Genomic DNA, 3,468 nt, shown 5'->3' on the forward strand with positions numbered 1-3,468 from the left:
ATTCAAATAAATATTATCTAGTTGAATATTTAAGAAAAAAACTTATAAAGTAAGTTATTAAAAAATCTATTTTTTATATTTTTTTAACATGTAAAATTTGTTTCTCATAATATAATATTTTCTTATATGATTATGGTTTAAAACAGAAATTTTTCTTGTAAAAAAGTTTCTTTTCTCGAGATTTCCCAATTCGTGAAACATTCGTATTTTATTTAATTGAATGACCTTATATCCACTTTCTATTATTCTAAAGCATATTTCACTATCAACCTCATCAATAAAAAGGTTTTCATCAAATTTTCCAATTTCTTCCCATATTTTTAAATTTAATAAATTTCCTGAAGTCATTACATGATCAATCTCAACAGATTCGTTATCATTGCTAGATTTATCTATATCATTTTTTAAAATATGCCTAGGAGAAATAATACCGACATTATTTTTTGTCATCTTCTCAAAAGTTCTAAAATAAGATTTTATACTATTAGAATCAAATGAACTGTCCTGATCCATAGTCAATAGCCATTCAAAATTATCATTAGCTGCCTTTTCACAAGCCAAATTCAAAGCTTTTGCAATTCCTAAATTTTTATCATTATAAATATACTCCGTTTTTAAATTATTTAAACTATCAGCTAACTTTTTATTATTTTCTTTAGAATTATCAATTATGTATAATTTTTCCACATAATCAATGTATGTCCTTATATTTTTTATATTTTCATCGTCTGGATTATACCAGATTACAGTTGCAGATATTCTTTTATTATCCATTTTCTCTCTTTTCTTATCGTGTATAATACTTCTTTATTTAATTAAGATTCTATGCCTTAAATTATTATATTAAAAGCAAAATTTATTTATAGACTTTTATAAATGTATAATAATTTTTAATTTTTTTTAAAAACAAACATCTTCGAAAAAACATAATTTAACACGATTACTACAATATTAGATAAGATTTTAACTCCTATGCTAAAAATTTTCTGTTGAGAAAGAATAATGTATTTTGTTACAAAAAAATCTACCCCAACTACAACAAAAATCTGATCAATAATTGCAGTCACTCCTCTTGCTAATATAAATTGTATAAATTCTTTTATAGCTTCTTTTCCATTATTTTTACTTTCAAAAACCCATATTCTATTAGTGAAATATTGGAATAGGATACAAATAATAGTATCTAATAGATTCCCTAATCCTGTTGACATTTTCCAGACATTTATAAATAAATAAAACAACAATATATTTAAAACCGTTGCTAATACTCCAAAAACAAGATATAAAACAGTTTCTTTATTTACTAAGTCTTTTATTAATCTCATATTTATCAACTCATTTTTTGTCTACAGAACTATAAATATAATCTTTTGTATTTAATGAATTTTGTAAAATATGGTGTAAATATCTTATTACAATACTTAAAATAAAGAATATTCCAAAAAATCCCAAACTCAATATTATAAATAATGAAGCCCAGCCTTCCACTGTTTCTTTTACAATTTTTGTAATTATACTGTAAATAATTCCTAATCCAAATAATACAAAAAATCCAAAAGCTAATCTTTGAGTAAATAACATAATTGCATCGGTGTAATAAATTAATGTATCAAACATTAACATTAAATTTTCCGAAAAACTTCTTTTATTTTTATAATCTAGATTTACTTCAATCGAAAAACTCTTTAATCCTGAAAGAACATATGCAACATTTCTATTTATAATTTTTTTCCCAATTTCTGCCACTTTATTTTGTCCTCTTCTTGATGATAAAGTCATAACAGATGAATTAATGTCTTCATTAAAAGAATTTTTAAAATACCTATTTAAAATACTATAAAATATTTTTGATGTTTTTTTTGATTTTTTTGGTGTTAAAAATACAAAATCATATCCTTCTTGACTTTTTTTATACATTTCGATTATTTTATTATAGTCTATGTCAAATGAAATATCTTCTATTTCAACAATATAATCACCTATTGCAATTGCCGTTCCAGCATTTAATGCCTGTTGAGTTCTATGTTTTATAGGTAATTTTATTTCTGTATGCTTAAATTTTAAAGATTTCAACGATTCTAAAGAAGAGATTTTAGTAGTATTATCTACTATTACAATTTCACTGCTTTTAAAACTACCATCCAAAACTTTTTTAATTTCTTTTATCTTTTTTTCTACTTGATTGTTATCTTCATTTATAACTAAAACAATTGATATATAATTTTGTTCTAAATTTTTTATCATTTCTTCCTCCACATTATAATATTTCATCCAAATCATACATTGTATTTATTTTTCCAGAAAATACTGTATAAAAATCTGGACTTTGAGAATATTGTTTTATAATCGTTGGTCTTGAATCATCAATTTCAGAAGCAACTAAAATAGGTTTTATAGTATACAATGATTTGACATATTTTATCTCAATATCCTCATTCAAATACTTTTTAGCAATTTGAACCATTTCTTCAAATGCTGTTTTTGGAAAAATTTTACAATGAATACAACCTTTTGAGTGTTCAGGATGTTTTTGTTTTTCTAAATCCCCACAACAATCATACGGTGGCAAATTTTCATAATTCGTAAAATGTGGTGTTTTTGAAACAGTTGTTATAGAATGATAACCTGTTAAACCAAATGGCATCAATGAAAAAAAAGGACCATCCATAACAGTCAATCCAATATTTTTTATATTATCAGAAACTTCACACAATATTACTTCACAAAATTCATATTTTATCGGCAAGTATTCGAATCCCAGTAGATTATGAATTATGTTAATTCCCGCATAAGTTGCATTTAAAACAAACGGTGTTGAATATGTCTTGCCATTTGAAGTTTTAAATACATATTCTTTCTCTTCTTTCTTTATTTCCACTATCTTCATTTCAAATTCAAAATCACATCCTAATTTTACTAACTCTTCATACAATATTTTTCCAATTATCTTAGCATCAAATGAATATTCCTGTGTCAGAAATGCCCTATCAATAGTATTTTCATTAAAAAATTTCCCTTTAGGAATTTCATCACATCTTACATTTAAATTATCACAAAATTTTTGGAATTGTTCTCCGTTTGTCCAACTATAATCAGATGCTACAGCATAAATTTTTTCAAATTTATCGTTAATACCATTTTTGAAATCATTATAAAAACGATTAAAATATTTTGCTGATTTTGATGCTGTTGAAAAAGATCTAGGATAATGATAACCATTGTGAAGTCGTGCTTGATTAATATAAGAACCTCTATTAAATGGCTCTTTTTCAACTTCTATAATTAATATTTTTTCATTAAGATTTTTTTCTAAACTTCGTTTTGCAGCATACATTCCATATATTCCCGATCCTATTATTATTTTATCATACTTTTTCATAATTAATCTCTCAAATATAAAAGTATATTTGATTATTACTCCTTAACTTCTATTATTTATTTTCTTAATTATCCAAAAATTTCTTTAAT

At 23.7% G+C, this 3,468-nt stretch carries 4 protein-coding genes; all 4 read right to left on the minus strand.

Going from position 1 to position 3,468, the window contains the following annotated elements; all coding sequences use genetic code 11:
• Positions 1 to 66: 66 nt before the first annotated feature.
• The 4 genes from Q0370_RS06230 to Q0370_RS06245 all read right to left on the minus strand — a co-directional run bounded on the left by Q0370_RS06230 (position 67) and on the right by Q0370_RS06245 (position 3,379).
• Positions 67 to 774, minus strand: coding sequence for a glycosyltransferase family 2 protein (locus Q0370_RS06230; RefSeq protein WP_299573518.1), 708 nt, complete (start codon positions 772 to 774; stop codon positions 67 to 69).
• 116 nt (positions 775 to 890) lie between these two features.
• Entirely contained in the window at positions 891 to 1,325 is a 435-nt protein-coding gene (locus tag Q0370_RS06235) for a GtrA family protein (protein ID WP_299573520.1), read from the minus strand.
• A gap of 10 nt (positions 1,326 to 1,335) precedes the next feature.
• Positions 1,336 to 2,244 (minus strand): glycosyl transferase family 2, encoded by a 909-nt coding sequence (locus Q0370_RS06240; protein WP_299573523.1) that lies wholly within the window; start codon positions 2,242 to 2,244, stop codon positions 1,336 to 1,338.
• A gap of 13 nt (positions 2,245 to 2,257) precedes the next feature.
• Complete coding sequence (locus Q0370_RS06245) at positions 2,258 to 3,379, minus strand: amino acid oxidase (RefSeq protein ID WP_299573526.1); 1,122 nt, start codon at positions 3,377 to 3,379, stop codon at positions 2,258 to 2,260.
• Between the last annotated feature and the right edge of the window lie 89 nt (positions 3,380 to 3,468).

It is taken from the genome of uncultured Leptotrichia sp. (genome assembly GCF_938036635.1).
Classification (GTDB): domain Bacteria; phylum Fusobacteriota; class Fusobacteriia; order Fusobacteriales; family Leptotrichiaceae; genus Leptotrichia; species Leptotrichia hongkongensis.